General features: G+C 74.9%; 29 protein-coding genes and 1 pseudogene. 15 read left to right on the top strand and 15 right to left on the bottom strand.

Translation table 11 applies throughout. The features are described from left to right. Positions 1 to 25: 25 nt before the first annotated feature. Positions 26 to 382, bottom strand: a complete 357-nt coding sequence (locus AB0B41_RS25095) for an STAS domain-containing protein (protein ID WP_358207369.1) — start codon at positions 380 to 382, stop codon at positions 26 to 28. Beyond that, positions 379 to 2,193 (bottom strand): SpoIIE family protein phosphatase, encoded by a 1,815-nt coding sequence (locus AB0B41_RS25090; RefSeq protein WP_358207366.1) that lies wholly within the window; start codon positions 2,191 to 2,193, stop codon positions 379 to 381. Before AB0B41_RS25090 ends, AB0B41_RS25095 begins: the two co-directional genes overlap by 4 nt. 194 nt (positions 2,194 to 2,387) lie before the next feature. Here AB0B41_RS25090 and AB0B41_RS25085 point away from each other — a divergent pair, with 194 nt between their 5' ends. After that, entirely contained in the window at positions 2,388 to 2,570 is a 183-nt protein-coding gene (locus tag AB0B41_RS25085) for a hypothetical protein (RefSeq protein ID WP_358207364.1), read from the top strand. A 27-nt stretch (positions 2,571 to 2,597) separates the two neighbouring features. On the opposite strand, the gene AB0B41_RS25080 is transcribed toward AB0B41_RS25085, so the two are convergent. Then, entirely contained in the window at positions 2,598 to 4,010 is a 1,413-nt protein-coding gene (locus AB0B41_RS25080; protein WP_358207362.1) for an amidase family protein, read from the bottom strand. 213 nt (positions 4,011 to 4,223) lie between these two features. On the opposite strand from AB0B41_RS25080, the gene AB0B41_RS25075 reads away from it, so the two are divergent. Next, a complete protein-coding gene (locus AB0B41_RS25075; protein ID WP_358207359.1) occupies positions 4,224 to 4,607 on the top strand; it encodes a hypothetical protein in 384 nt (127 codons plus the stop codon). Positions 4,608 to 4,611: 4 nt separating this feature from the next. On the opposite strand, the gene AB0B41_RS25070 is transcribed toward AB0B41_RS25075, so the two are convergent. Next, the gene (locus AB0B41_RS25070) at positions 4,612 to 5,781 is read right to left on the bottom strand and encodes a DUF3500 domain-containing protein (RefSeq protein WP_358207357.1); all 1,170 of its coding nucleotides are present in this window, start codon (positions 5,779 to 5,781) and stop codon (positions 4,612 to 4,614) included. 96 nt (positions 5,782 to 5,877) lie between these two features. On the opposite strand from AB0B41_RS25070, the gene AB0B41_RS25065 reads away from it, so the two are divergent. Next, positions 5,878 to 6,732, top strand: a complete 855-nt coding sequence (locus AB0B41_RS25065; protein ID WP_358207355.1) for a hypothetical protein — start codon at positions 5,878 to 5,880, stop codon at positions 6,730 to 6,732. Positions 6,733 to 6,738: 6 nt separating this feature from the next. Here AB0B41_RS25065 and AB0B41_RS25060 read toward each other — a convergent pair whose 3' ends face one another. Further along, complete coding sequence (locus AB0B41_RS25060) at positions 6,739 to 7,131, bottom strand: YccF domain-containing protein (protein ID WP_358207353.1); 393 nt, start codon at positions 7,129 to 7,131, stop codon at positions 6,739 to 6,741. Positions 7,132 to 7,388: 257 nt separating this feature from the next. On the opposite strand from AB0B41_RS25060, the gene AB0B41_RS25055 reads away from it, so the two are divergent. Next, a complete protein-coding gene (locus AB0B41_RS25055) occupies positions 7,389 to 8,069 on the top strand; it encodes a VOC family protein (RefSeq protein ID WP_358207350.1) in 681 nt (226 codons plus the stop codon). Between the two features lie 10 nt (positions 8,070 to 8,079). Here the strand turns inward: AB0B41_RS25055 and AB0B41_RS25050 are convergent, their stop codons facing one another. Further along, entirely contained in the window at positions 8,080 to 9,546 is a 1,467-nt protein-coding gene (locus tag AB0B41_RS25050) for an MFS transporter (protein ID WP_358207348.1), read from the bottom strand. A 78-nt stretch (positions 9,547 to 9,624) separates the two neighbouring features. Then, positions 9,625 to 10,545 (bottom strand): AraC family transcriptional regulator, encoded by a 921-nt coding sequence (locus AB0B41_RS25045; protein ID WP_358207345.1) that lies wholly within the window; start codon positions 10,543 to 10,545, stop codon positions 9,625 to 9,627. Between the two features lie 153 nt (positions 10,546 to 10,698). Between AB0B41_RS25045 and AB0B41_RS25040 the strand changes: the two genes are divergently transcribed. Beyond that, complete coding sequence (locus AB0B41_RS25040; protein WP_358207343.1) at positions 10,699 to 11,781, top strand: aldo/keto reductase; 1,083 nt, start codon at positions 10,699 to 10,701, stop codon at positions 11,779 to 11,781. Positions 11,782 to 11,802: 21 nt separating this feature from the next. Here AB0B41_RS25040 and AB0B41_RS25035 read toward each other — a convergent pair whose 3' ends face one another. Both AB0B41_RS25035 and AB0B41_RS25030 read right to left on the bottom strand, forming a co-directional pair. Further along, a complete protein-coding gene (locus AB0B41_RS25035; RefSeq protein ID WP_358207341.1) occupies positions 11,803 to 12,177 on the bottom strand; it encodes a hypothetical protein in 375 nt (124 codons plus the stop codon). Positions 12,178 to 12,230: 53 nt separating this feature from the next. Then, a complete protein-coding gene (locus AB0B41_RS25030; RefSeq protein WP_358207339.1) occupies positions 12,231 to 12,812 on the bottom strand; it encodes an AAA family ATPase in 582 nt (193 codons plus the stop codon). 60 nt (positions 12,813 to 12,872) lie between these two features. Here AB0B41_RS25030 and AB0B41_RS25025 point away from each other — a divergent pair, with 60 nt between their 5' ends. The 4 genes from AB0B41_RS25025 to AB0B41_RS25010 all read left to right on the top strand — a co-directional run bounded on the left by AB0B41_RS25025 (position 12,873) and on the right by AB0B41_RS25010 (position 16,542). Beyond that, entirely contained in the window at positions 12,873 to 14,342 is a 1,470-nt protein-coding gene (locus AB0B41_RS25025) for a protein adenylyltransferase SelO (protein ID WP_358207336.1), read from the top strand. Positions 14,343 to 14,354: 12 nt separating this feature from the next. After that, the gene (locus tag AB0B41_RS25020; protein WP_358207334.1) at positions 14,355 to 14,531 is read left to right on the top strand and encodes a hypothetical protein; all 177 of its coding nucleotides are present in this window, start codon (positions 14,355 to 14,357) and stop codon (positions 14,529 to 14,531) included. Positions 14,532 to 15,183: 652 nt separating this feature from the next. Then, the gene (locus tag AB0B41_RS25015) at positions 15,184 to 16,008 is read left to right on the top strand and encodes a lipase (RefSeq protein ID WP_358207332.1); all 825 of its coding nucleotides are present in this window, start codon (positions 15,184 to 15,186) and stop codon (positions 16,006 to 16,008) included. Between the two features lie 33 nt (positions 16,009 to 16,041). After that, entirely contained in the window at positions 16,042 to 16,542 is a 501-nt protein-coding gene (locus AB0B41_RS25010) for a methyltransferase domain-containing protein (protein WP_358207329.1), read from the top strand. 12 nt (positions 16,543 to 16,554) lie between these two features. Here AB0B41_RS25010 and AB0B41_RS25005 read toward each other — a convergent pair whose 3' ends face one another. The 5 genes from AB0B41_RS25005 to AB0B41_RS24985 are packed head-to-tail and all read right to left on the bottom strand — an operon-like array spanning position 16,555 to position 21,282. Beyond that, positions 16,555 to 17,925, bottom strand: coding sequence for an MFS transporter (locus AB0B41_RS25005; protein WP_358207327.1), 1,371 nt, complete (start codon positions 17,923 to 17,925; stop codon positions 16,555 to 16,557). A 22-nt stretch (positions 17,926 to 17,947) separates the two neighbouring features. Further along, positions 17,948 to 19,042 (bottom strand): NtaA/DmoA family FMN-dependent monooxygenase, encoded by a 1,095-nt coding sequence (locus AB0B41_RS25000; protein ID WP_358207325.1) that lies wholly within the window; start codon positions 19,040 to 19,042, stop codon positions 17,948 to 17,950. After that, positions 19,012 to 19,284 (bottom strand): hypothetical protein, encoded by a 273-nt coding sequence (locus AB0B41_RS24995; protein ID WP_358207322.1) that lies wholly within the window; start codon positions 19,282 to 19,284, stop codon positions 19,012 to 19,014. Before AB0B41_RS24995 ends, AB0B41_RS25000 begins: the two co-directional genes overlap by 31 nt. 13 nt (positions 19,285 to 19,297) lie before the next feature. Then, positions 19,298 to 20,479, bottom strand: coding sequence for an acyl-CoA dehydrogenase family protein (locus AB0B41_RS24990; protein ID WP_358207320.1), 1,182 nt, complete (start codon positions 20,477 to 20,479; stop codon positions 19,298 to 19,300). Beyond that, entirely contained in the window at positions 20,476 to 21,282 is an 807-nt protein-coding gene (locus AB0B41_RS24985; protein ID WP_358207318.1) for a haloalkane dehalogenase, read from the bottom strand. The genes AB0B41_RS24990 and AB0B41_RS24985 overlap by 4 nt, the downstream gene beginning before the upstream one ends. A gap of 20 nt (positions 21,283 to 21,302) precedes the next feature. Between AB0B41_RS24985 and AB0B41_RS24980 the strand changes: the two genes are divergently transcribed. The 3 genes and pseudogenes from AB0B41_RS24980 to AB0B41_RS24970 all read left to right on the top strand — a co-directional run bounded on the left by AB0B41_RS24980 (position 21,303) and on the right by AB0B41_RS24970 (position 22,899). Continuing rightward, positions 21,303 to 21,668, top strand: a complete 366-nt coding sequence (locus AB0B41_RS24980; protein WP_358207316.1) for a hypothetical protein — start codon at positions 21,303 to 21,305, stop codon at positions 21,666 to 21,668. Further along, positions 21,652 to 22,472 (top strand): annotated as a pseudogene (locus tag AB0B41_RS24975) (ABC transporter ATP-binding protein). The gene AB0B41_RS24980 and the pseudogene AB0B41_RS24975 overlap by 17 nt, the downstream one beginning before the upstream one ends. An 88-nt stretch (positions 22,473 to 22,560) precedes the next feature. Further along, complete coding sequence (locus AB0B41_RS24970) at positions 22,561 to 22,899, top strand: DUF3140 domain-containing protein (protein WP_358207313.1); 339 nt, start codon at positions 22,561 to 22,563, stop codon at positions 22,897 to 22,899. An 8-nt stretch (positions 22,900 to 22,907) separates the two neighbouring features. On the opposite strand, the gene AB0B41_RS24965 is transcribed toward AB0B41_RS24970, so the two are convergent. Then, positions 22,908 to 23,129: a hypothetical protein gene (locus AB0B41_RS24965; protein WP_358207311.1), complete on the bottom strand. Its 222-nt coding sequence runs from the start codon at positions 23,127 to 23,129 to the stop codon at positions 22,908 to 22,910. Between the two features lie 195 nt (positions 23,130 to 23,324). On the opposite strand from AB0B41_RS24965, the gene AB0B41_RS24960 reads away from it, so the two are divergent. From AB0B41_RS24960 to AB0B41_RS24950, 3 genes are all read left to right on the top strand, one after another. Beyond that, positions 23,325 to 23,519 (top strand): hypothetical protein, encoded by a 195-nt coding sequence (locus AB0B41_RS24960; protein ID WP_358207308.1) that lies wholly within the window; start codon positions 23,325 to 23,327, stop codon positions 23,517 to 23,519. Positions 23,520 to 23,658: 139 nt separating this feature from the next. Continuing rightward, a complete protein-coding gene (locus tag AB0B41_RS24955; RefSeq protein ID WP_358207306.1) occupies positions 23,659 to 24,225 on the top strand; it encodes a hypothetical protein in 567 nt (188 codons plus the stop codon). 147 nt (positions 24,226 to 24,372) lie between these two features. Further along, positions 24,373 to 25,038: a hypothetical protein gene (locus tag AB0B41_RS24950; protein ID WP_358207304.1), complete on the top strand. Its 666-nt coding sequence runs from the start codon at positions 24,373 to 24,375 to the stop codon at positions 25,036 to 25,038. The last annotated feature ends 112 nt before the right edge of the window (positions 25,039 to 25,150 follow it).

Below are 25,150 nucleotides of genomic sequence, written 5' to 3'. Positions count from 1 at the left end.
GGCGCCGCGCGCCGGGCCGTGGCGGTCAGGTCCGTGGGCCGGGCGCGGTCTCGCCGACGGGCGGCGGCGGGAGCACGTCGAGCTTCTCCACCAGGCCGAGGGCCTGGAACACGCGCAGCGCGGGCCCGGTGCCCAGCCGCACCGCGACCCGCCGCCCCTCGGCACGGGCGCGCTCCTGGGCGAGGAGCACCAGCCGCACCCCCGACGAGTCGACGAACCCGAGCTGCGAGAGGTCGACGACGAGCAGCCGGGGCCGGTCCCGCTCGGCCTCCTCGACCCGGTGCATCGCGTGGTCGAGGGTGGCGATGTCGAGCTCGCCGTCGAGCACCACCTCGGCGACGGCGGGGCCCTGCGGGTCCCGCCCGTCCCGGCCGGGGTTCACGGGGCCACCTCGACGACGAGCAGTGCCACGTCGTCCCGCAGCACGCCCTGCTGGAAGGTCACGATGTCCGTGAGCAGCGCGTCGGCGAGCGCGGCGGCGTCCCACGGGCCGGGCGCGCCGGCGACCGCGGTCAGGCGTTCCACGCCGTAGAAGCCGTCCACCCCTCGGGCCTCCGTCACGCCGTCGGTGTACAGCACCAGTATGTCCCCCGGGTCCAGCCGGAGCGTGGTCTCGCGCAGCACCGGGTCGGGGAAGATGCCGAGCAGCGTCCCGGACAGCGGGACGAGCTCGACGGCGTCGGCGCGGCGCACCAGCGCCGGCGGGTGACCGGCCCCGACCAACGTGACCGTGGCCCCGCCCGCGGGCTCGACGGCGATCCGGGCGTGCGCGACGGTGGCGAACCGGCCGTCGGCGCGGGCCTCGCGCAGCATCGCGGCGTTGAGCCGCCGGAGCGCGTCGACCGGGCCGAGGCCGTGGGCGACCTCGGCCCGCAGGGTGTGCCGGATCAGGGCGGTGAGCGCGGCGGCGTCCGGGCCCTTGCCGCAGACGTCGGCCACCACCGCGGCCCACCGGCCCGGTTCCGGGGTGGCCACCACGTCGTAGACGTCCCCGCCGACCTGGACGTCCGTGCGCTCGTCGGTCTGCGGCCGGTACCGGGCCGCCAGCCGCAGCCCCGGCGCGTCGGGCAGGACCGACGGGAGCAGGGCCGCCTGCAGCGTGTGCGCGATCCGCCGTTGCTGCTGGTAGAGCCGTGCGTTGTCCAGCGCGACCGCCGCCGTGGCCGCGATGCGCTGGACGAAGGCGAGATCGAGCTCGGTGAACCGCCGGCCGGACTCGGCGTGCACGAGGGTCAGCGCGCCGAGGCTGTGCCCGCGCACCACCAGCGGCACCACGACCGCCGAGCGCATGCCGATCGAGCGGATCAGCTCCAGGTGCTCCTCGTCGACGGCCCCGGCGACGAGGAGCTCGTCGGGGATCTCGGGGAGGAAGGCCGGCGTGCCGCTGCGGCTCACCTCGAACGCGCCGCTCCGCGCGGACGGGTCCGGCGGGTAGCGCTCCTGCAGCCGCAGCACGAAGTCGAGCCGGGCGGGATCGTCGTGCGCGACGGCGACCTGCTCCACCTCGTTGCCGCGCACGAGGTGCACGGCGCACCAGTCCGCCAGGTCGGGCACCATCAGGTCGGCCAGCCGCTGGAGGCGCTCCTCGACCGACAGCGGCTCCTCCATCAGCCCCGCCGTGTGCGCGAGGACCTCCATGCGGTCGCGCTCCCGCTCGGCGTCGGCGCGGGCGCGACGCTCGACCGCGAGCAGCCGGGCGCGGTCGAGGGCCTGCGCGCACAGGGCGGCGACGGCCTCGAGGTAGGCCCGCTCGTCGGGCAGGAAGGCGTGCGGGGTGTCGAAGCTGAACACGATCGCGCCGAGGTCGCGGTCCTCGACCCGCAGCGGCAGGCACGCCGAGGCCTCCCGGTTGCCCGCGGTGCCGATCGGCGCCATCTCCGGGTAGCGGGCCCGCCACTGCCCGGAGTCCTCGAGCCACACCGGGGTGCGGTCGAGCACCGCGTCGGACAGCGGGCGCCCCCGGTGCAGCTCCAGGTGCCGGTACGGCGCCTCGAGCTCGGCGGGCCAGCCGATGCTGAACAGCGAGGTCAGCGTGCGGGCGTCGGCGCGGTCGTAGAGGACGCCGGCGTCGGCGCCCAGCATCTGGACCGAGACGGTGACCGCGACCTGCCCGATCGCCTCGGGTGTGACGGCGCCGAGGAGGGCGACGGCGAGCCGCTGCAGGGCGGTGCCGTGGGCGCGCGTGGTGTTCACCGGACGGCCTCCGCGGCTCTCGTCGAGCGGTCAGTGTGACAGGTCGACCGTCGTCGGTGACCTTTTCGTGCGTCCGGCGCGTGACGGCGTCGACCCGACCTACGCCGGACACCGGACGAGACGGCGCCGGGCCCTGGCGTGTCGGCCGGTCCTCGGTTTGACTGCACGGGACCGATTTCCAGGGGGTGGACGGTGTGGCGGTGGTACCGGGTACGTGGCTCTCGCGGTCATCGCGGCCGGAGGACGTCACGACCGCGGTGCTGGACCTGATCCGGGACCTCGTCCCGTTCGTCCAGACCGGGATCAAGGCGGCCGACGAGCTGCGCGACCGCGCGGTCCTCGCGCTGCGGCGCAGGACGCGGGGGCCGCGGGACTGAAACGCCCGGGTCGGGCCGGCGGGCGCCTCAGCCCGCGGGCCGGGCCCGGTCGGCCGCGCGCAGCGCCTCCCCGACCCCCGGCGCGTCCTCGACCCCCAGCGCCTCCTCCACCCGCTGCGCCGCGGCGAGCAGCGCCGCGTCCTCGCCGGTCAGGGCCTCGAGGGAGATCCCGATCGGCAGGCCGCTCGTGGACCGTCCGGCCGGGAGCGAGATCGCCGGCATGCCCGCCGCGGAGCCGGGCGCGGTGTTGCGGACGTTGGTGAGGAAGGTCGGGACGTCCCGGCCGTTGTGCGGCGTGGTGGCGTCGTGCCCCAGCGGGGCGGGCGGCAGCGGCACCGTGGGGTAGACGAGGGCGTCGAGCCGCTGCCCGTCCGGTCCGCGCAGCGCCTTCGCGTAGGCCTCGCGCAGGTCCTCGCGCACGGCGAGGGCGTCGCGGTAGGCGTCGTCCGGGACGGGATCGGCCATCGCGCCCTCCAGGATCGCGCGCACGTCGGGCGAGGCGACCTGCCCGACGACGTCGTCGAGACGCAGGTCGCGTTCCGGCCCGGGCAGCGTCGCCAGGTACCGGGGGAGGTCCCGGACCACCTCGTACAGCACGATCGGGAACCCGCAGCGGGCGTCGAGCTCGTGGGCGGCGGCGAAGTCGACCTCGACGAGCTCGGCGCCCGCGTCGGCGAGCCGGTCGAGGACCTCCGCGCCGCACCGGGCGACGTCGGGATCGAGGTCGTCCCAGAACCCCGTCCGCGGGATGCCCAGCCGGAGCCGACGGTCCGGCTCCCCGCCCGCCGCGGCGGTGCCGGTGACGACCCGGTCGACGAGCGCCGCGTCGGCGACGGTGCCGGCGAACACCCCGACCGTGTCGCGGGTCGAGGACAGCGGCACCACCCGCCCCGAGCCCCAGCGGCCGACGGTCGGCCGGAAGCCGACGACGCCGCAGTGCGCGGCGGGCACGCGCATCGACCCGCCGGTGTCGCTGCCCATCGCGACCGGCACGACGCCCGTCGCGACGGCCACCGCGGACCCGCCCGAGGAGCCGCCGGCGATCCGGTCGGGGTCGTACGGGTTGCGCACCGGGCCGGTGTGCGCGTTGTTGCAGGTGATGCCGAAGGCGAGCTCGTGCAGGTTCGTCTTGCCCACCACGACCGCGCCGGCCGCGCGCAGCCGGGCGACGGCGACGTGGTCGCGGCCGGGCCGGGAGCCCGCGAGGGCCGCCGTGGCGCCGGTGGTGGGCAGGTCGGCGGTGTCGATGTTGTCCTTCACGGCGACCGGGACGCCGGCCAGCGGCCCGGCCCCGCCGTCCCGCTCCCCGTCGGCCAGGGCGAGGAAGGCGCCCAGGTGGGCGAGCTCGTCGGCCCGGCGCCGCGACTCCTCGAGGACCCCGGCCGGGGAGCCGGACGCGATCCGGGACAGCGTGCGGGGGATGTCGTGGTCGCTCGTCATTCCTGCCTCCGCTCTGTGCAGGGGTGCTCGTCCGGCCCCTCGCGTCCGGGGCCCGCGGCGTGAGGTGTGTCCGGTGTCCACCGATCGACCGACGGGCGGCTCGTGCGCCGGACCGGGTGGTCGACGGATGGGGCCGGACCGGCGTCGGCGGGACCGTCGTGGGGTCGCCGACCACCCGGTCGACCGGCCCCGACGCAGCGAAGGACACCCGCCATGACCGCCCCCGCCCTGGCCCCGCTCGAGAACTCCCTCGACGACACCTGCTACCCGCGCCGCTTCCAGATCCTCAATCTCGCCGCCGGCCGCGACCTCGCGATCGTGGCGTACGAGTCGGGCGAATGGGAGAGCCGACCGGCCGTCGGTGCGGTCCTGCACCCGGACCAGGCGTGGGAGTTCGAGGTCGGCCACCACTTCGGCCGGGAGAACAAGGCGGACCTGTGCCTGGAGGTCCCGGCGGACACCGGTGCCCGGCACGTCGACGTCGAGTTCGACGTCGACGCCTTCGGCACGCCGTGGGCCTCGGCGAGCGCGTCGCCCGGGGTCGAGGTGACGGTGAGCGGCTCGACCGTGATCGTCACGTCCGGCTCGGCCCGGTAGCGCCTCAGGTGTGGTGCCGGGCCCGGTGCGCGGCGAGGACGTCGATGCCGAAGTCCGTGGTCGGGTCGCGCCACACCGAGTGGGCGTGGTTGGCCCCGCGCTGGGTGTTGTCCCACTCGACGAGCAGGCGCGGCCCCTGCAGCCGGTAGTAGTGCGGCTCGCCCGGCTCGGTGGGGCCCGCCCAGGCGACGTGCACCTCGTCGAGGGCCCGGTCGTCGTCGTACCGCGCGAGGGGCGTGACCTCGGCGGGGACCCGGTCGAGGTAGGTCCCGAGCAGGGCGCGGAGCAGCTCCCGCTGCCCGGCGTCGAGCTCGGCCCCGGGGACGCCCTTCGGCGCGGTGGTGATCGCGACGGCCTCGTGGTCGGCGCCGTCGAGCCCGCTCGCCTCGTCGATGGCGTCGCTCATGGCCTGGAGGCGCTGCTGCTCCCCGGCGTCGGCGAAGCGGCCGCGCCAGATGCCGGCGAGCGGGATCACCCGGTCGCCCTCCGCGACCCGCGTGCGGTTGCCCGCCACGATGTCCGACGGTGCCCGCGGCAGCAGCGTCGCCCGCGCCGCGAGGTCCGGGCGCAGCGACCGGACCAGCTCCCGCGCCAGGTCCTCGACGCGGGCGAGCGGGCGCTGCTCGGCCCCGCCGAGCAGTGCGGAGCGGGCCGGGTCGGCGCCGAGGAAGCACGGCGTGCAGGCGACGAATGCGCCGCCGACGACCAGGTTGTTCAGCGAGACGTGGTGGCCGCCGAAGCGCCACCCCCACGGCCCCGGGCCGGCGGGGTCGCCGAACACGCGCAGGTAGTACATCCCCGGGTCGCGGCCGCGCTCCCGGTCGAACCGCGCGACGAACCCCTCGGTGTGGTCGAGGACGTTCTCCAGGCCCATCACCGTCGCGACGGTGACGTAGGCCGGGGTGGACAGGCCGGACGCGACGAGTCTCATGGCGGCCCGCTGCTGCGCGGGCCGCTGCTCGTGCATCGTCAGGCCGCCGTGGTCGGTGGGGGTGTAGAACCAGCGCCGCCGCTCGGCGTCGGTGTCCTCCTGCGCGGTGGGCGCGGCACCGGTCGCCGTGGCCCGCTGCGCGGGATCGAGGAGGTCCAGCCATGCGGCCGCGGCCTCGGCCATCCGCATGGCGACCTCCCGCGCGCCCGCCCCGGCCTTCGCCGTCGAGCCCAGGTCAGCCATCGCCCGACCGTACCGAGCGGATGCGCTCCGGGTAACACCTCCGCTGCACTCCGCGAGCGTGTCAGGAGTCCTGCCGTCCCATGCTCAGGGGGAGCGATGACGGGAGCAGCGCCGCAGGTCGACCAGCCGACCCCGCCGCCGGACGCGGCGCCGGACCCCGCACCGGGTGCGGCTCCGGGAGCGGCACAGGGGGCGGCGCCGGGCCCTGCATCGGGCGCGGCTCCGGGCGGTGGCGTGGGCGGGCAGGGCGGCGGGGACGGCAAGCGCCCCGGGGCCGACGTCATGTTCCCGAGCGGCCGGACGGCCCTCGCCGTCTTCGTCGCCCTCACGTACTGGGTGACCGTCTACAGCCTGCCCGAGCCCCCGGTCGGGCCGACGTCACCGCACTTCGGATGGCTGTTCGCCGGGATCGCGGTCTTCGGCCTGTCGCTGTCACTGCTCGCGGTCGGCCACCGGCGGGTGAGCCGCGTGGCCGCGGTGTGCGTCGTCGCCTACGTGCTGCTGCTCGACTGGCTGCTGGTCTCGGCGTTCTTCGCCGTGGTGCCCTACTCGCCCGAGCTGAAGTTCACCCTGGCCATCGGCGGGATCGCCCTCGCGTCGTTCATCGTGGGCATCGTCGTCTTCGACACGCTGCGGGTGGCGGCGTCGCTGCCGATCGTCATCCTCATCATCGGGCTGGCGACGGCGCCGTCGGGCTTCCTCGGGGGCAGCGACCTCCGCGGCCAGCTGATCATGTGGATGGGCATCATCCTCGGGGCGAGCGCCGTGGCCGAGGGCGTCAACCAGGGCGCGAAGATCATCGGCGCCTCCCGGGTGACGCAGGCGATCGCCGCCGCCCAGACCGACGCCGACAAGGCCGGCGCGCTCCAGCGGTCGCTCGCGCCGCGCGTGGCGCACATCGGCGGCGACCTCGGGCCCGCGCTCGGCGACCCCACGGCCCCGCCGCGCTGACGACCGTCAGGACGACGCGGCCACGGACCGGCTGTCGACGATCACCCGGCCCAGCGGGACCAGCGACACCGGGATGAGCTTCAGGTTCGCCAGGGCCAGCGGGATCCCGATGATCGTGATGGCCAGTGCGACCGCGGTGACGAGGTGCGCGAGGGCCAGCCACCAGCCCGCGAAGATGATCCAGACGACGTTGCCGATGACCGAGGGCGCGCCCGCGTCGGCCCGGCGGACCAGCTCGCGGCCGAAGGGCCACAGCGCGAAGTCGGCGATCCGGAACGACGCCAGGCCGAACGGGATCGTCACGATCAGGATGCAGCAGACGATCCCGGCGAGCACGTAGCCGATCGCGAGCCAGATCCCGCACAGCAGGAGCCAGATGATGTTGAGCAGGGTCCGCATGGTTCCTCCCGTCGCCGCACCCCGATCCTGCACGCGGCGCCGCGGTCGGGGCTCACCCCGCACGGACGACGGCGCGTGCAGACCCGTCGGGGAACAGGTCGTCACCCGGCCCGGATGCGTTCCAGGAGCGAGGGGCCCGGCCTCCGGGAGCCGGACGGCCCTACCTCGCCGGGCCCCTGGCCCCGACGGTGACGGAACAGGTGCACCCGCGGCGGCGGAACACCCCGTCGAACGCCGCCCGGCCCGAGGAGGCAGCGATGAGCACGACGGACGTCCGGAGCGACGAGGCGCGCGGCCCGGCGGGTGCCGCGACCGTCGACCTCAAGCTCGAGGTGATCGTCATCCCCGTCGCGGACGTCGACCGCGCCAAGGAGTTCTACGCGCGGCTCGGGTGGCGGCTCGACGCCGACCTCAGCTTCGACAACGGCTTCCGGGCCCTCCAGTTCACCCCGCCCGGCTCGGCCTGCTCGATCCAGTTCGGCATCGACATGACGCCGGCGGCGCCGGGTTCGGCCCAGGGCCTCTACCTGGTCGTCCCGGACATCGGGGCGGTGCGCGCGGACCTGGTCGCCCGCGGCGTCGAGGTCTCCGAGGTGTTCCACCCCGGGACGCCCGGCGCGCAGTTCCGGCCCGACGGCACGGGTCTGCGGGTCGGCGAGCCCGGCCCCGGGCACACCAGCTACCGCTCCTTCGCCACCTTCCGCGACCCCGACGGCAACGGCTGGCTGCTCCAGGAGATCACCACGCGGCTCCCGGGCCGGGTCGACATCGCCGAGACGACCTTCACCTCGACCGCGGACCTGGCCGGCGCGCTGCGCCGGGCCGAGGCCGCGCACGGCGAGCACGAGAGGCGGACCGGGCGGCGCGACGAGAACTGGCCGTCCTGGTACGCCGCCTACATGGTGGCCGAGCAGGTGGGGGCGGCCCTGCCGCGCTGAGCGGTCCGGTTCAGCCCGCCGGGACCTGCTGCCGGGGCTTGCGGGGGATGAGCAGCGCGGCGATCCACCCGAGCACCGCGAAGGCGCCCACGATGACCAGCGCCGAGAAGTACTGCCCGCCGCCCGGGATCGCGCCGGCGACGAGCGAGCCGGCGACCGCCACACCCAGCGAGGAGCCCAGGTTCGAGACGCTGCGCGAGACGCCGGAGATGTCGCCCTGCACCTCCTCCGGCCAGGCCGACTGCACGAGGTTGACCGAGGCCGTGAGCATGATGCCCACGCCGAGGCCCATGAGGAACAGGCCGGGGACGAAGCTCCAGACGCTGGGGCTGGTGCCACCCAGCGCGAGCAGCAGGACCAGCCCGAGGGTGGTGACGAAGAAGCCGAAGCGGATCAGCCGGCGCTGGCTGTGCCGGCGGGCCATCCGGGGTGCGGCCGCCGAGGACAGCAGCAGGCCGACCGTCGCGGGCATCAGCAGCAGGCCCGTCTGGATCGCCGAGAACCCGCGGACCTGCTGCAGGAACACCGAGATCACGAAGAACGCGCCCTGCAGGACCAGCCACTGCAGGTTCTGGGTCAGCAGGCCGAGGTTGGAGGTCAGGTTGGCGAACAGCCGGACCGAGACCAGCGGGGTGCGGCCGTGCTTCTCGCGGGCCCACGCGACGGCGGCGAACAGGGCGAGGACCACCACGCCGAGCCCGACGTAGATCCACACCGGGGACACCCCGCCCTGCTGGACGATCACGACGCCGCCGACGGTGTAGTCCTTCGTCGCCCTGCCCCATCCGTAGGCCCCGCTCTGCAGGACGCCGAACACCACCAGGAACAGACCCAGCGCCGAGAGCACCGCCCCGACCCAGTCGAAGGCGGGGCGACGTGCCGCCAGTGGCGGGTCGGCGATGCCGCGCCCGAGCCAGGCGATCGCGGCCACGATCACGACCTGCAGCAGGAACGACGCCCGCCAGCTGACGTAGCTGGTGATCAGGCCGCCGATGAGCGGCCCGGCCGCGGCGCCGATGCCGGCCGCCCCGCTGACCACGCCGAAGTAGCGGGCGCGGGTCGTCGTGTCGTCGAACAGGACCGTGATGAGGATGTAGATCGGCGGGATCAGCAGCGCCGACCCGACGCCCTCGAGCAGCGAGTAGCCGATCATGAGCAGCGGCAGCCCCTGCGCGAACGCGGCGAGCAGGGCGCCGGCGCCGTAGACGAGCAGCCCCAGCAGGAAGCAGAACTTGCGGCCCCAGATGTCGGTGAGCTTGCTGCCCGGGATCATCAACGCCGCCATGGTCAGCGTGAACAGCGTGATCGTGGTCTGGATCCCGGTGACGGAGGTGCCGAGGTCGTCGGCGATCGAGGTGATCGCGACGTTCATGTTCGACGCCGCGTAGCTCGCCACGAACTGCGCCAGTGCCAGCGGCAGCACGGCCGCCTTCGCGGTCGCCAGCGCGCCGCCGCCGGCCTTCCCGGTCCTCGTCATGGTCGTCAGCCTGCGGGCCGCCGCGCGGGCGGCACCTCGCCTGGACCAGGTGACCGGGACGGCCGCCGGGGGACGGGCTCAGGGCAGGCGGGCGCCGTCGGGCGGGGCGGCGTAGCGGAGGCGGGTGGCGTCCTGTCCGGGCGGCAGGCCGAAGAGGCGGCGGTACTCCCGGCTGAACTGGGACGGGCTGTCGTAGCCGACGAGGTGCCCGACGCCGGCGACGTCGTCCGGCCGCGCGACCAGCAGCGAACGGGCCTCCTGCAGCCGGATGCGCTTCTGGAACTGGATCGGGCTGAGCGCGGTGATCGCGCGGAAGTGCCGGTGGAAGGTCGACGGGCTCATCCCGGCGCGGGCGGCGAGGTCCTCGATCCGCACCGGCTCGGCGTAGTTCTCGCGCAGCCACGCGATCGCGCGTCCGACGTACCAGAGGCTGCTGCGGGTCTGCCCGATCTCGCGGAGCACCTCGCCGTGCGGGCCGGTCAGCACCCGCCAGAGGATCTCGCGCTCGATCAGCGGGGCGAGCACCGGCGCGTCGGCGGGGTGGTCGAGCAGGCGCAGCATCCGAGCGGCGGCGTCGAGCAGGTCGACGCCGGCCGGCCCGGTCGCGATGGCCGGCTGTGGGGTGTCCCGCCGCGCCCGTAGCGGGGCCGGGGCATCCAGCGACAGCGACGCGATCAGCGACGGGCGCAGCACGAGCGCCAGGGCCAGCGCGGGCGTCTCGGGCGTCGCGTCGAAGAAGTGGCCGGTCACCGGCAGGGTGGCGGTGACCAGCAGGAGGTCGCCCGCCCGGTACTCGTGCACCCGGTCGCCGAGCAGCAGGCGCTTGCCGCCCCGCGCCATGATCACCAGCAGCGGCTCGGTGAGGCTGTGGTCCGGCTCCGGGCCGCCGTCCGCGCGGCCCAGCAGCAGGCCGTCGACCGTGGTCGTGACGGCGGACCCGGCGTGCGCGTCGAGGAGCGCGCACAGCTCGGCGAGGAGCTCCGGGGCCGTGTGCCGCATGCCGACACGCAAGCACCCCGGACCGCGCGGCGGCAACCCGATCCCGCCGCGATCGAGCGGATCGTGCACGAGGTGGGTGGGATCGGTCTACCGCGCGGAGCCCCGCGGCGGCTTCCCTGGACGGCATCGTCCCGACGACCTCCGGAGGCCCCCGTGCCACTCGACCACTACGTCACCCTCGGCCGCTCTGGGCTTCGGGTCAGCCCGTTCGCGCTCGGCGCCATGACCTTCGGCGAGGACCCCGGCGGCGCCGGGTGCAGCGTCGAGGAGTCGGAGAAGATCCTCGACCTCTACACCGACCACGGCGGCAACTTCGTGGACACCGCGAACTTCTACACGAACGGCCATTCCGAGAAGATCCTCGGCGACTGGCTGGCCGCGGTGCCCGGGCGGCGGGACCGCGTCGTCGTCGCCTCGAAGTTCTTCACCAACCTCTTCCCCGGCAACCCCAACGGCGGCGGCGCCGGCCGGTCCGCGATCCTCGCCCAGCTCGACGAGTCCCTGCGCCGCCTGCGCACCGACCACCTCGACCTGTACTGGCTGCACAACTGGGACCGGCACACGCCGATCGAGGAGACGATGCGGACCCTCGACGACGTCGTGCGGGCGGGGAAGGTCCGCTACCTCGGTTTCTCCAACGTGCCGGCCTGGGTGACCGCCCAGGCGCAGACGCGGGCGCTGCTCGCGGGCTGGACGCCGCTGATCGCGCTGCAGGTCGAGTACTCGCTGCTCGCCCGGACCGTCGAGGGCGAGATCGCCCCGTTCGCGCAGGACCAGGGCCTGGCGCTGGTGCCGTGGAGTCCGCTGCGCAACGGCTTCCTGTCCGGCAAGTACCGCCGCGGCGCCGCGGTCGGCGACTCCGCGCGCACCGCCTTCGTCGGGCAGCCGGACGAGCGGGAGTACGAGGTGATCGAGGCGGTCGCGGCCGTCGCCGAGGAGCTCGGCACCACGTCCGCCGCGGTCGCCCTCGCCTGGCTGCGCACCCGGCCCGGCACAGTCGTGCCGATCCTCGGGGCGCGCCGGATCGGGCACCTCGAGCAGAACCTCGCGGGGCTCGACGTCGAGCTCACGGCGGCGCAGCGCACGCTGCTCGACGAGCTGTCGGCGCCGGCGCTCGACTACCCCGCGCCGCTGCACGGCCCGCTGCGGGCGATGCTGCAGTTCGCCGGCACGACGGTCGACGGCGAGGCGTCCGAGGTCTACCCGCCGCTCCTGCAGAGCGACGTGCGGTACTGATGTGCGGCCGTGACCGGCTGATCAGGTGGGGGCGGACTCAGCGACCCCGAGGTCGGTGACGACGTCGGCGAGCGTGAGCCGCTCACCGTCGGCCTGCGCCCGCAGCACCTCGGCCCCGGTCAACGCACCCGTCGCGCGGTCGAACAGGTCGGGCGTGCTCGGGACCACGGGCCAGCGCAGGCCGTTGCGCAGCGCCTGGGTGCGGGCCGCCGCGTAGAGCCGGACGGCGGTGAGCGGCTCGCCGGCCAGGGCCGCGAGGGTGGCCCGCAGCACCAGGGCGACCGGACCGTCGGACACGCCGAGGACCAGCCGGTGCGTGATCATGCGGTCGGACCAGGCGAGGCCCGCGGCGAGGTCGCCGCCGCGGATGGCGGCGAGCACCGCGACCCCGGACACGATCAGCGCGACGTGCCGGTTCCCCGCGTCCCGCGCGCGGTCGTGCAGCTCGTTCAGCGAACATGCCGGAGCTGCACCAGCCGACGCCGGAGGAACGCCGTCGCCCGGGGCTCGCGGGGACGCCGCAGCTCCAGACCGGCCGCGTCGGCGACCGCCTCCACCACCTCGTCGACCGTCCGGACGTCCGTGTCGACGTGGGTGGCGAAACGGGGAGCGGCGAGGGCGGCGGTGCACCGCTCGAGCTGCTGGAGGGCCCAGAGGTCCCGAACCGGCCCGCCCCGCGAGCGCAGCCGCCGTCGCACCGTCTCCGGGCGCGCGGTCAGCGTGACGTGCCGCAGGTCGAGGTCCGCCAGTCCGCCGAGGATCTCGTCGGCATAGGCGTCGACGACCAGTGTCATCGGGACGAGAACGGGCTCGTCGAGCCGGTGGGCCAGGTCGCGCAGCACCTCCCGGAGGGCGTGCCGCCAGACCGGGTCGTCCTGGAAGTCCCGGCGCAGCGCCGGCGGGCGCATGCGGTGGACGGCGAACCCGAGCAGCTCCGGATCGGCGACCCAGCCGCGGCCCAGCCGTCGGCGCAGCTCATGGGTGACCTGCGTCTTCCCCACCCCGAAGGTCCCGTTCACCCAGACGATCACGTGCCGCATCCTGCCGGGCGCGACCGGCGCCCGGGCGGACCCGGGGTTAGCCTCGGTCCCATGAGTCTCGCGCTCGGGTCGCTGTTCACGTTCGACAACTCCTACGTCCGCGACCTGGGCGAGCTGTGCGTGCCGTGGGAGGCCGCGCCCGCCCCGGAGCCCTCCCTCGTCGTGCTCAACGACGAGCTCGCCGCCGAGCTGGGCGTCGACGCCGAGGCGCTGCGGACGCCCGAGGGCGTCGCCGTCCTGGCCGGGAACGCCCGGCCGGAGGGCGCCGCGTCGGTGGCGATGGCCTACGCCGGCCACCAGTTCGGCGGGTACGTGCCGCGCCTCGGCGACGGGCGCGCGCTGCTGCTCGGCGAGGTGCTCGACACCCGCGGACGGCGCCGCGACCTGCACCTCAAGGGATCCGGGCGCACGCCGTTCGCGCGCGGGGGCGACGGCAAGGCGCCGCTCGGGCCGATGCTGCGCGAGTACCTGATCGGCGAGGCCATGGAGGCGCTGGGGATCCCGACCACGCGTGCGCTCGCCGTCGTCGGGACCGGGGAGCAGGTCGTGCGGGACCGGATGGAGCCCGGCGCGGTGCTGACCAGGGTCGCGGCGAGCCACATCCGGGTCGGCACCTTCCAGTTCGCGGCGGCGACCCGGGACACCGACCTGCTGCGCCGGCTCGCCGACCACGCGATCGCCCGCCACCACCCGGCCGCGGCCGGGGCGGACAACCCCTACCTCGCGCTCTACACGAGCGTGGTCGAGGCGCAGGCGGAGCTGCTCGCGCGCTGGATGCTCGTCGGGTTCGTCCACGGCGTGATGAACACCGACAACATGACGATCTCCGGCGAGACCATCGACTACGGCCCGTGCGCGTTCATGGACGCCTACGACCCCGCCACGGTGTTCAGCTCGATCGACCACGGCGGCCGCTACGCCTACGGCAACCAGCCCGCGATCGCGCAATGGAACCTCGCCCGGTTCGCCGAGGCGCTGCTCCCGCTGCTCGGCGAGGACACCGATGCCGCGATCACGGCCGCCACCGAGGTGCTCCTGACCTTCGGCGACCGCTACGACCGGCACTGGCGGGCGGGCATGCACGCGAAGCTCGGGCTGACCGACGGCGTGGGGGAGGACACCGCGCTCGTCGACGACCTGCTCGCCCTGCTCCACGAGCGGAAGGTCGACTTCACCTCGTTCTTCCGGGCGCTGGCGAAGGCGGCGGCCGGCGAACCGGAGCCGGTGCGGGCGCTGGTCGGGGAGGGGTTCGACGCCTGGGCCGAGCGGTGGCGCGCGCTCCTGCCGGCGCTGGCGGGGACCGAGGTCGCCGCGGCGATGGACCGGGTCAACCCGATCTACGTCCCGCGCAACCACCTCGTCGACGAGGCGCTGACGGCCGCCGTCGGCGGTGACCGCGCGCCGCTGGACCGCCTGCTCGCGGTGCTCGCGCGCCCGTTCGAGGAGCGGCCCGGGCTGGAGGCCTACGCCCTCCCGGCCCCGCCGAGCTTCGGTGCCTTCCGCACGTTCTGCGGCACGTGAGGTTCGTCCTGTATGCGTGAATCGGCGGTGCTCGGGGTATCCGGGGGCATGCCGATCGTCGAACGAGTCAAGCGTTTCCTCCAGAGCCCCAGCGGCCGCCGGCTCACCGACCAGGGCCGCCGCATGGCCGCCGACCCCCGCAACCGTGAGCGCGCTCGCGGCATGCTGACCCGCTTCCGCCGCCGCTGAGCCGACCCGCGCGGGGTAGTGGCCGGGCCGGCGGCTGCCCTGCTGCGGCAGCGGCCCCGGCCTGGTCGCGTCATGATCGCTGGTTGTGGAGCGGATCCTGCGCTCACCGCGGATCTCGATCCACAACCCACGATCATGCTCTGCTCCTGTAGATGATGATCATGGTGCCGGCGGGATCGTGGTGGGACCACGGAGTGGTTCGGCAGGTCGCCACCTTCGACGACAACCAGTACTACGTCTACGGCTGCAAGGACCCGCGCAGCCGCGTCCTCGGCGAGCTCGGCTTCACCGTCCCGCCCGTCGTCGACGAGCTGGCCGGCGAGGAGTTCGGGGCGACCGTGAGCCTCGAGCGCAGCGACGTCCTCGACGTCGACGCGGTCGTCTGGCTCGACGCAGGCGGCGAGGCGTCCAGCAGTCCGTGCTGGGGCAGCCCTCCTACACGGCGCGGGCGGTGCACAGCGAGGGACGGGACCTCTTCGTCTCCGACGACGCGGCACCACGCTGGACCCGATCGGCGGCTTCGTCACCGTGCTGAGCCTCCCGGTGCTCCTCGGCGCCCTGCCGGACCAGCTGGCGGCGGTGTCCGCCGACCACCCGGCCGGGGAGCATCCGGGCCCTCCGGCCGCTCGTTGATCAGCTGATCGGCCGGGCGATGGCCGAGTTCTCCTGGAACTACGCCAGGGCGTTCGCGGCGGAGGGCCGGCCGTTCTGCACCGTCGCGCTGCCGGACAAGGGCATGGGCGACATCCAGGTCGCGGCCGAGTACGTCGTGTCCGCGGTGCGGACCATGAGCGATCGGGCCGGCGGCCCGGTCGACGTCGTCGGGCACAGCCAGGGCGGCATGATCACGCGCTGGGCGCTCAAGTTCTGGCCGGACACCCGCGACGCCGTGGACGACCTGGTCGGGCTGGCCCCGTCCAACCACGGCACGGTCGTCGCGAACGGCATCTGTCTCGCGCCGGGCGGCTGCGCCCCCGCGATCCAGCAGCAGCGGGCCGACGCGCGGTTCATCGCGACCCTCAACGCCGGCCGGGAGACCTGGGACGAGGTCGACTACACCGTGGCCTACACCGACTTCGACGAGGTCGAGGTGCCCGACGTCGAGACGCCGCCGCTGCTGCCCGACGCCGCCCCGCCGGCCAGCTCCGCGCTGCGCGACAGCGGGGGCAACGTCCGCAACGTCTCGTTGCAGGCGATCTGCCCCGCGCACCCCGCCGACCACCTCACCATCGGGACCAGCGACGCCGTCTCCTACGCGCTGGTCGTCGACGCGCTCGACCACGACGGCCCCGCCGACCCGGACCGGATCGACCGCGCCGTCTGCCTGCAGCCCTTCCAGCCGGGCGTGGACCCGGTGACCTTCCCGACCGACTTCGCGCAGGTCCTCACCACGGTCGCCGACGCCCTCGCCACGACCCCGCCGGTGGCGACCGAGCCGCCGCTGCAGCCCTACGCCGAGGCCGCCGGATCCGCCTGACGGGCTCCGGCTGCACCGGGCAGGATGTCCGGTGTGTCCGTTCCCGAGCGCGTCGCGTGGGCCGTCGACCTGCTGGACCCGCGGCCCGGTGAGCGGATCCTGGAGATCGGGCCGGGGCCGGGGGTGGCCGCGGACCTGGTGTGCCGGCGCGGCGCGCGGCTGCTCGCCGTGGACCGTTCCGCCGTCGCCGCCGAGCGGACCCTGCGGCGCAATGCGGCGCACGTCGGGGCCGGTCTCCTCGAGGTCCGCACCGCCGAGCTCGCCGCCCTCGACCTTCCGGCCGCGGAGTTCGACGGTGCGTTCTCGGTGAACGTCAACGTGTTCTGGACCCGCTCACCGGCCCGTGAGCTCGCCGTCCTCCGCGAGGCGCTCCGCCCGGGCGGGCGCCTGCACGTCTGCTTCGGACCCGCCGGGCCCCAGCCCCCGGACCGGATCACCACCGCCGTCGGCGGTGCCCTGCGGGCGGCCGGGTTCGACGACGTCGGTGTGCGGTCCGAGTCCGCCGGCCTCGCGATCTCCGCGGTGCGGCCCTGACCGGTCGGCGGGTCAGCGACCGGTGACGGCGTCGCCCGCGTCCCGGGCCAGGAGGAGCGCCGACACCGCCGGGAGCGCGAGGACGACCGCGAGCAGCACGAACGCGACGCGGTACGGCCCCGCCGCACCGGTGACGGCCGGGACCGCCTCACCGAGCCGCACGAGCAGGGCGCCGACCGCGACGCCGAGCCCCGCACCCAGTTCCTGCAACGTGGAGAGCAGCGTGTTGGCGTGGTTCATGCGGCCGGCCTCGACATCCGCGAACGCGACGCTGTTGTAGGCGGTGAACCCGGTCGACCGCGCGATGCCGCTGACCAGCAGCAGGGCGACCAGCAGCGGCAGCGGCGTCGTGGGCTGCAGGAACGCCATCCCGACGAGGCACGCCGCACCCACGGCGATCGAGGCCAGCAGCACCGTCCGGATGCCGAAGCGGCGCATCATCGGGGTCGTCGCGGGCTTGATCGCGACGTTGCCGACGAACAGCGCGATCACCACCGCGCCGGCCTGCGCGGCGGACCAGCCGAACCCGACCTGGAACAGCAGCGGCAGCAGGAACGGGATCGCGGTGATCACCGCGCGGTACACCGAGCCGCTCGCGGCCGTGACCCGGTACGTCGCGACCCGCAGGATCCGCAGGTCGACGAGCGGGCGCTCGGCACGCAGCAGGTGCCGCACCGCCAGCCCGGTGCCGACCACGGCGACCGCCAGTGCCGTGAGCGTCCCGGGGGAGAAGCCGGAGCCCAGGCCCTCCAGCCCGACGATCAGCGCCGCGACCCCGAGGGCGGTGAGCGCGAAGCCGGCCCGGTCGAGCGGGGGTGGGGTGTCCGCCCGCAGCCCGGGCACGACCCGCAGCGCCACCACCAGCGCGACCAGCCCGAGCGGCACGTTGATCACGAAGATCCACCGCCAGGAGGCGTACTCGGCCAGCACCCCGCCGACGACCGGGGCGAGCACGGGCGCGAGCAGGGCGGGCCAGGTCAGGTAGGCGATGGCCCGCACCAGGTCGGTCTTCGCGGTGGTCCGCAGCACGACCAGCCGGCCGACGGGCACCATCATCGCCCCGCCCGCGCCCTGCGCCACGCGGGCGGCGGTCAGCGCACCGAGGTTCGGCGCGAGCGCGCAGCCCGCCGAGGCCAGGACGAAGATCGCCAGCGCCGCGCAGAACACCCGGCGCGCCCCGAACCGGTCGGCCAGCCACCCGCTGACCGGGATGAGCACGCCGAGGGTCAGCACGTACCCGGTGATCGCCACGTTGACGTCGACCGGGGCCACGCCCAGGTCCGCCGCGATGTGCGGGGCCGCCGGGGCGATCACGGTCCCGTCGAGGATCTCCATGAAGAACGCCCCGGCGACGAGCAACGCCAGGCCCCGCTGCACAGCCACGGGGGAACCGTAACCGGCCGGCTCAGCCGGGAGGCTCCACGTGCCGGTTGCCGGGGCGGGGGAGGCCGAGGTGCTCCCGCAGCGTGTGTCCGGTGTAGCCCTCCCGGAACAGCCCCCGCTCCCGCAGGATCGGCACGACCGTACCGGTGAAGGTCTCGAGGCCGCCCGGCAGGTACGGCGGCATGACGTTGAAGCCGTCGGCCGCGCCCTGGACGAACCACTCCTCCATGGCGTCGGCCACCTGCTCGGGGGTGCCGACGACCACGCGGTGCCCGCGCGCCCCGGCCAGCCGGTGCAGCAGCTGCCGCAGGGTCGGCCGCTCCCGCTCGACGATCCCCGCGACGACCTGGCGACGGCTCCAGGTGTTGTCGTCGACGTTCCCGGCGCCGGCGAACAGCTCCAGTGGCACGGGCTCGTCGAGACCCGCCGGGTCGGCCTTGGCCCCGGCGAAGTCCTCCAGCTGGATCAGCCCGAACTCCACGCTGGTCAGCTCGTTGAACTCGCGTTCGAGAGCTTTCGCCTCGGTCTCGGTGCTCCCGATGAACGGGCTGATCCCGGGCAGGATCTTCACGTGCTCGGGGTCGCGCCCGGCGTCCGCCGTCCGCTTCTTGATGTCGGTGAAGAAGCGCTGGGCGTCCTCCAGCTGCTGCTGGGCGGTGAAGATCGCCTCGGCGTAGGTCGCCGCGAACGCCCGGCCCGGATTGGACGACCCCGCCTGGACGAGCACCGGGTAGCCCTGCGGCGGGCGCGGGCTGGTCAGCGGCCCCTCGACCGTCACGAAGCGGCCGTCGACGCGCGGCGGATGGATCTTCGCCGGGTCGACGTACCGGCCCGCCCCCCGGTCGAGCCGGATCGCGTCGTCCTCCCAGCTGTCCCACAGCCGCAGCACGGCGTCGACGTACTCGTCCGCCCGCTGGTACCGGGTCGCGGGGTCCGGGCTCTCGTCCAGCCCGTGGTTGCGGGCCGCGGCGCGCGGGGCCGTGGTGACGATGTTCCAGCCCGCACGTCCGCGGGACAGGTGGTCCAGCGTGCCGAGCGCACGGGCGAGGCTCCACGGGTACGAGTACGTGGTCGACGCCGTGGCGATCAGCCCGATCCGCTCGGTCGCCGCGGCCACCGATGCCAGGACGAGGAGCGGGTCGAGCCGCCCGCGGCGTTGAACTCGACGTTGTCGTCGAGCTTCGGGATGTCCGCGAGGAAGATCGCGTCGAACGCCGCCGCCTCCGCCGTGCGGGCGAGGTCCTGGTAGAACGCGGCGTCGAACATCCGCTCGGGCGTCGACGCCGGGTACCGCCACGAGGCCTCGTGGTGCCCGGAGGACAGCAGGAAGGCGTTCAGGTGCATCCGCCGCGCGGACATGCGGGATCTCCGATCAGAAGTAGGTGTTGTCCGGCAGGGGCGTGCCGTTCACGAGGTGCTCGCCGACCGCCCGGCTCTTGAACCGCGCCGGGTTGTGCGAGGCGACGGTGCGGATGTTGCGCCAGTGCCGGTCCCGGTTGAAGGGGCGCCGGGTCGCCGACGCGCCGCCCACCTCGAACAGCAGGTCCGCGGCCTCGAGCCCCAGCGCGTCCACGGTGATCTGGGCCTGGCTGACGCGCAGCGCGGCCTCGTGGACCTGCTCGTCCGTGTCGAGCGCGTCCAGCAGGCCCGCGGTCTCCAGCACGACCGCCTCCGTCGCGAACGCCAGCGCCGAGATCTCGCCGACCACCGCCTGCAGCACCGGGTCCTCACGCGGCAGGTCCGCCGAGCCGTGGGTGAAGCTGCGGGTCCGGCTCCGGAGCAGGGCGATGGCGTCGTCGAGCACGGCCCGCACGTTCCCGGCGACGACGGCGTTGAGGTAGTGCTGGTAGAAGGGCCCGAGCCGCCACCGCGGCAGCGCCACGCCCTCGGGGACGACGGTGATCTCGTCCGGCTCCACCCGCACCGCGACCAGCCGGGTGGTCCCGGTGGCCGTGAGGTGCTGGCCGAAGCCGTCCCAGTCGTCCTCGAGCGTGACGCCCTCCCGGTCCACGGGGAGCAGCGCGAACGCCGGCCGCCCGGTGTCGGTGGCGCCGGTGACGAAGGAGTAGTCGGCGTAGAGCGTGCCGGTGGAGTAGTACTTCGTGCCGGTCACGGTGTACGCGCCGTCCGGCTGTGCGGTGAAGACCGTCGAGGACTGCCCGGCCGGCAGTGCGGACCCGATCTCGTTGTTGCCGTTGCCGAACAGGGCGCCGCCGACGATCCGCTCGATCCACCGCGTGCGGGTCTCCGACGGCGGGCCGGCGACGATGTCCTCGGTGGTGCCGTAGTGCGCGCGCAGCAGGTGGCCGACGTTGGAGTCGGCGTGGCTGAGCCGGACGATCACGTCGAACAGCTCACGGGCGGACGCGCCGCCACCACCCTCCGTCGCGGGCACGCGCAGCGCACCGAGGCCGGACTCCTTGATCCAGCGGATCTGCTCGTACGGCGCGACATCGTCCCGCTCGCGCTCGAAGGCGCCCTCGGCGATCCGGGCGATCAGGTCGTCCAGCTCCGGGGTGCCGTAGCGGACGACAGTGCGCTCGACGGTCGTCACCGGACCCGTCCCAGCAGCGCGACGACGGCCTCGGCGATCGCCTCGGGCTGCTCCTCCTGGACGAAGTGCGCGCCCGCCCCGGCAGCCTTCACCTCGAGCTCGGCGATGTTCTGCCGCGCCCAGGCCAGCACGTCCGGCGTGGTCAGGAAGCCCGGCTCGAAGGTGAGCAGGGTCTTCGGCACCGGGCTGGTGCGCAGCCACTCGGTGTTCCGGTCGAGGTACTCCACCGTCGAGGCGGGGTCGCCGTCGACCGGGAGGTTCCGCGGGAAGTAGAGCACCGGCTTCCGCGACTCCGGGGTCGGGAAGGGGCGGTTGTACTCGGCGAGCACGTCGTCCGCCGGGCGCTCCAGGAACGTCGCGGGGAACAGCTCGTCGAGGAACCGGTTGTCCTCCAGCACGAACTTCTCGCCCTCCCCGGGCGTGCGGACGAGCGCGCGGGTCTGCACGAACGCGTCCGGCAGCGCCGAGGACTCGATGGGCCGCAGCACCGGCTCGGCCAGCAGCAGCGCCTTCACGCGGTCGGGGTGCCGGGCCGCCCAGGAGACGCCGAACGCCGCGCCGTAGTCCTGCAGCACCAGCGTGACGTTCCGCAGGTCGAGGGCCTCGAACCAGGCGTCGAGGTAGCGCCCGTGGTCGGCGAGGGAGTACTCGACGTCCGGCTTGCCGGAGTCGCCGAACCCGATCAGGTCGGCGGCGAGCAGGCGGCCGTGACCGGCCAGGTTCCGGACGACGTGCCGCCACAGGAACGAGCTGGTCGGGTTGCCGTGGAGGAAGACGATCGGATCGCCGGTCCCGGACTCCAAAGCCGACACTGGACCTCGGCGTGGTGTCGGCGACCTTCGCCCAGCAGCACCCCGACGTCGTCGACACCTGGCGCAAGGTCGAGGCCCGCGCGCTGGACACGATCAAGTCCGACCCGGCGGGGGCCGCGGACGCGATCGCCAAGGAGATCGGCATCACGCCCGAGGACGCCGCGAACCAGCTGAAGCAGGGCGTGTACCTGACCCCGCAGGAGCTGACGTCGGCCGAGTGGCTGGGCACCGACGGGACGCCGGGCAACGTGGCGCAGAACCTGCAGAGCGCCGCGCAGTTCCTCGCCGAGCAGGGCCAGATCCCGGCGGCGCCGGACCTGGCGACCTTCCAGAAGGGCCTCTACACGAAGGGACTGCCGAATGTCCTCCAGGGCTGAGGCCGCCTCCCCGGAGGCCGCGACGGGCGCGCCCGGCGTCGAGGGCGGTATCTCGGTCCGGGGCATCGCGCACTCCTACCCGGGCCGCCGCGAGCGGGTCCAGGCGCTGGGGCCGCTGGACCTCGACGTCGAGCCGGGGGAGTTCCTCGTGCTCGTCGGCGCGTCGGGCTGCGGCAAGAGCACGCTGCTGCGGCTCATCGCGGGCTTCGAGCGGCCGACCGAGGGCACGCTGACGGTCTCCGGGGCGCCGCCGCAGCCGGGGGCGAGCGCGGCGTGGTGTTCCAGCAGCCGCGGCTGTTCCCGTGGCGGTCCGTGGGCGGCAACGTGGACCTGGCGCTGAAGGACGCGGGCGTCGACACGGCGGACCGGGCCGTCGCGCGCGAGGGCCTGATGAAGCGCGTCGGGCTGCAGGGCACGGCCGACCGGAAGATCTGGGAGATCTCCGGCGGCCAGCAGCAGCGTGTGGCGATCGCCCGCGCGCTGGCGGCACACACGCCGCTGCTGCTGCTCGACGAGCCGTTCGCCGCGCTCGACGCCCTCACCCGGGAGCGGCTGCAGGAGGACGTCCGGGCGGTGAGCCACGAGACCGGCCGGACCAGCGTGTTCGTCACGCACAGCGCCGACGAGGCGGTCTTCCTCGGCTCGCGGATCGTGGTGCTCACCGCGCGCCCGGGCCGGATCGCCCTCGACCTGAAGGTCGACCTGCCGCGCTCCGGTGTCGACCCGGACGAGCTGCGCGGCTCGCCGGAGTACGCCGAGCTGCGGGCCCGGGTCGGCCACGAGGTGAAGGCCGCCGCGGCCTGACGGCGGGCCGGGGGCGCGGCGTGTGATCCCGCGTCCCCGGGTCCCGCCGGCCCCGTGTGAGCCGGGGCGCGCGGGGTAGACCCGGGACATGGCCGAACACGTCGACGACACCCTCTGGAACGAGTTCCACCGCGTCGTGAACATGACGTCCCGCGAGCTGGAGGACTGGCTGCGGACCGACTCCGCGGCGGTCGACTCGGAGGTGGAGCCCGACCACGCCGGCACCTCCACGGGCCGCGAGGTGCTGGCCATCCTGCGCAAGCGCCGCGAGGACCTCACCGCCGCCGACGCCGACTGCATGCGCCGCGTCGTCGACCGGGTCCTGTCCCAGCGCCGCGACGACCTCGAGCCCACCGCCGGCCAGGCGGCCTGGCGGCACAAGCTCATGCGCCTGGGCCACGACCCGCTCAAGCCCGTCGGCGCCTGAGGGCGGGGTCAGGTCCCGAGCGCGGTGCGCCGGCGGCGCCGCCGGGCGGTGTACGGCAGCGTGAACAGGTAGAGACCGCTGAGGAGCAGTACGGCCAGCGGGAGCAGCGGCACGTAGAACACCCAGAAGGGCAGCACCCCGCTCACGGCGACGACGCAGACGATCACGGTGACCGTGAAGACGAGGGACGTCCAGCGGTGTAGCTGCCGGATCACGGTGTTGCGGTTCATCGGGGCCTCCTCGGCGGACGGACGTGTGCGGCCTGCGACCTGCAGGCACGAGGGCGTCCGGGCGATCGGACGGACGGTGCTGTCGACGGCGACGACGCTACGAGCGACCCGATGCCGGGGGCTTCTCGATTCCTGACCGCTTCGCCGACCGGTCCCGCAGCGGTTGCCCTCGCCACCAGCGGGTAGGACGCCCGCATGACCCGACCTGACGAGACCGGCGGCCGCGACCACGGGGACGACACCGTGCTGTCCGGCCAAGAGATCCTGCACGGCGACGAGGTGCTGGAGGGCGAGGGCCCGCAGAGCGGCGCGGGGGAGGGGCCCGATCCCGAGGACGCCGGCGGACCGGGCAGCGTGAGCGGGGCCGGCCCCGGCAGCGTCGGTTCCTGACCGCGGGGTCCCCCGGACTTCCGCAGCGTCAGCCCGGTGTGCGCCCGGACCTTCCGGGTAGCCGGGCGGGGACGCCGGTCCGCGACCACGACGCGGGACCGGGTGCCCGACATCCCACGCACAGCTCCGGAGCGACCCGATGACCCAGCGCAACACCGTCTTCCGCACCCTGCACGAGCTGGGCGTCGCCGCCTGGTTCGGGGGCACCCTGGCCGGTGCCGTCGCCGTCAACGGCACCGCGGCGCAGGCCTCCGACCCGCGCGAGCGGCTCCGGATCGCGAACGCCGGCTGGGCCCGCTGGACCCCGGTGAACCTCGCCGCGATCGGCGCCCATCTCGTCGGGACGACCGGCGTCGGCTGGGGCAACAAGGGCCGGATCGTGGCGCAGAAGGGGGTCGCGGCGTCGAGCGCGGCCATGACCGGCCTGACAGTGGCCGCGCTCGCCGTGACGGCCTACAGCCGGATGCTCGGCAAGAAGCTGGAGGCCGCGGAGGGACAGCCCGTCGAGGGGACGACCGAGCCCGCCGCCGGGACCGCCGAGCCCGCGAGCGCGGCGCAGCGGCGGCTCCGCGTCTGCCAGTGGGTGATCCCGGCCCTCACGGGCGGGCTGGTGGTCGTGAACGCGCTGCACGGCGAGCAGCAGCGGCCCGGTCAACAGCTGCCCGGCCTGCTGGCCCGGCCGGCGCAGGTGCTCGGCCTGACCTGACCCGGCCTCCCGTGGCGTCCGCCGTCCGGCTCCGGCGCCGCCTCAGCCGGCGGGCCGCTCCCGCCGCCACCCCGTAGTACCACCGGAGCCGCCGTCCGTGCCCGGAACGCCGGTTTCCCCCCGTCCGGGGGTGGGCATCTCCCCGCAGTGATCAGGACGGTGTTCCGCGGCCTCGCGCGGCTGCGGGGGAGGCCGGCGTTCCACCCGCGCGGCGTGCTGCTCGGCGGCGAGCTGCAGATCGACGACGCCAGGTCGGCCGTCGGGGCGGCGCTCGGGCCGGGCCCGCACCGGGTGCTGGTGCGGCTGTCGAAGGGCGCCGGCACGCCGGGAGCGCTGCCCGACCTGCTCGGCGTGGCCGTCCGCGTCGAGCCGGACGGGACGCGCGACGCCGTCGACCTGCTGTTCACGAGCTCGACCGCCGGGGGCGTGCTGCTCGCCCCGGCCCGCGGCTGGCGGACCGCGACCTACAGCACCCTGCTGCCCTACGACACGGCGGCGGGCCGGGTGCGGCTGCTCGTCGAGCCGGAGCCGCGGGAGCCGGACCCGCCGGCCGACCCGCGCGCCGTGCCCGACGCCGTGCGGGCCCGGTCGCTGCGGTTCCGGCTGGTCGAGGCCCGGCCGCGGGACCGCCGGGCGGTGGCCACGCTCGTGCTCGGTGAGGAGCGGACCGGGCCGGTGGCGTTCGACCCGGTGCTGCACCAGCACCCGCGGCTGCGCCCGGTGCGGTTGCTCGCCGGCCTGCGCGCCCGGGCCTACTCCGGGTCGCGCCGCGGCCGGCACGCCGCACCGGCCGAGCTGGTGCGCAGCCCGTAGCTACCGGCCGTCGCTCCGGCCCGGTCCGGCGTGGACCGGCGGCAGCGCGCCGCCGGGGTAGGACCGGCCACGCCCCTCGCGCGTCAGCCGGAGCCCGGGGCCGGGCCCGCCA

Source organism: Pseudonocardia sp. NPDC049154 (assembly GCF_040648315.1).
GTDB lineage: Bacteria > Actinomycetota > Actinomycetes > Mycobacteriales > Pseudonocardiaceae > Pseudonocardia.
Note: the sequence above shows the minus strand (reverse complement) of the source record. Positions and strands in the feature narration are given on the sequence as shown.

Coding starts and splice junctions, on each gene's coding strand:
- AB0B41_RS25045 (WP_358207345.1), bottom strand. CDS start 10,545: ATGCGGCACACGGCCCCGGAGCTCCTCGCCGAGCTGTGCGCGCTCCTC.
- AB0B41_RS25055 (WP_358207350.1), top strand. CDS start 7,389: ATGAGCACGACGGACGTCCGGAGCGACGAGGCGCGCGGCCCGGCGGGT.
- AB0B41_RS25015 (WP_358207332.1), top strand. CDS start 15,184: ATGGCCGAGTTCTCCTGGAACTACGCCAGGGCGTTCGCGGCGGAGGGC.
- AB0B41_RS24995 (WP_358207322.1), bottom strand. CDS start 19,284: ATGTCCGCGCGGCGGATGCACCTGAACGCCTTCCTGCTGTCCTCCGGG.
- AB0B41_RS24955 (WP_358207306.1), top strand. CDS start 23,659: ATGACCCAGCGCAACACCGTCTTCCGCACCCTGCACGAGCTGGGCGTC.
- AB0B41_RS25075 (WP_358207359.1), top strand. CDS start 4,224: ATGACCGCCCCCGCCCTGGCCCCGCTCGAGAACTCCCTCGACGACACC.
- AB0B41_RS24965 (WP_358207311.1), bottom strand. CDS start 23,129: ATGAACCGCAACACCGTGATCCGGCAGCTACACCGCTGGACGTCCCTC.
- AB0B41_RS25025 (WP_358207336.1), top strand. CDS start 12,873: ATGAGTCTCGCGCTCGGGTCGCTGTTCACGTTCGACAACTCCTACGTC.
- AB0B41_RS25050 (WP_358207348.1), bottom strand. CDS start 9,546: ATGACGAGGACCGGGAAGGCCGGCGGCGGCGCGCTGGCGACCGCGAAG.
- AB0B41_RS24960 (WP_358207308.1), top strand. CDS start 23,325: ATGACCCGACCTGACGAGACCGGCGGCCGCGACCACGGGGACGACACC.
- AB0B41_RS25020 (WP_358207334.1), top strand. CDS start 14,355: ATGCGTGAATCGGCGGTGCTCGGGGTATCCGGGGGCATGCCGATCGTC.
- AB0B41_RS24970 (WP_358207313.1), top strand. CDS start 22,561: ATGGCCGAACACGTCGACGACACCCTCTGGAACGAGTTCCACCGCGTC.
- AB0B41_RS25060 (WP_358207353.1), bottom strand. CDS start 7,131: ATGCGGACCCTGCTCAACATCATCTGGCTCCTGCTGTGCGGGATCTGG.
- AB0B41_RS25065 (WP_358207355.1), top strand. CDS start 5,878: ATGACGGGAGCAGCGCCGCAGGTCGACCAGCCGACCCCGCCGCCGGAC.
- AB0B41_RS25070 (WP_358207357.1), bottom strand. CDS start 5,781: ATGGCTGACCTGGGCTCGACGGCGAAGGCCGGGGCGGGCGCGCGGGAG.
- AB0B41_RS25080 (WP_358207362.1), bottom strand. CDS start 4,010: ATGACGAGCGACCACGACATCCCCCGCACGCTGTCCCGGATCGCGTCC.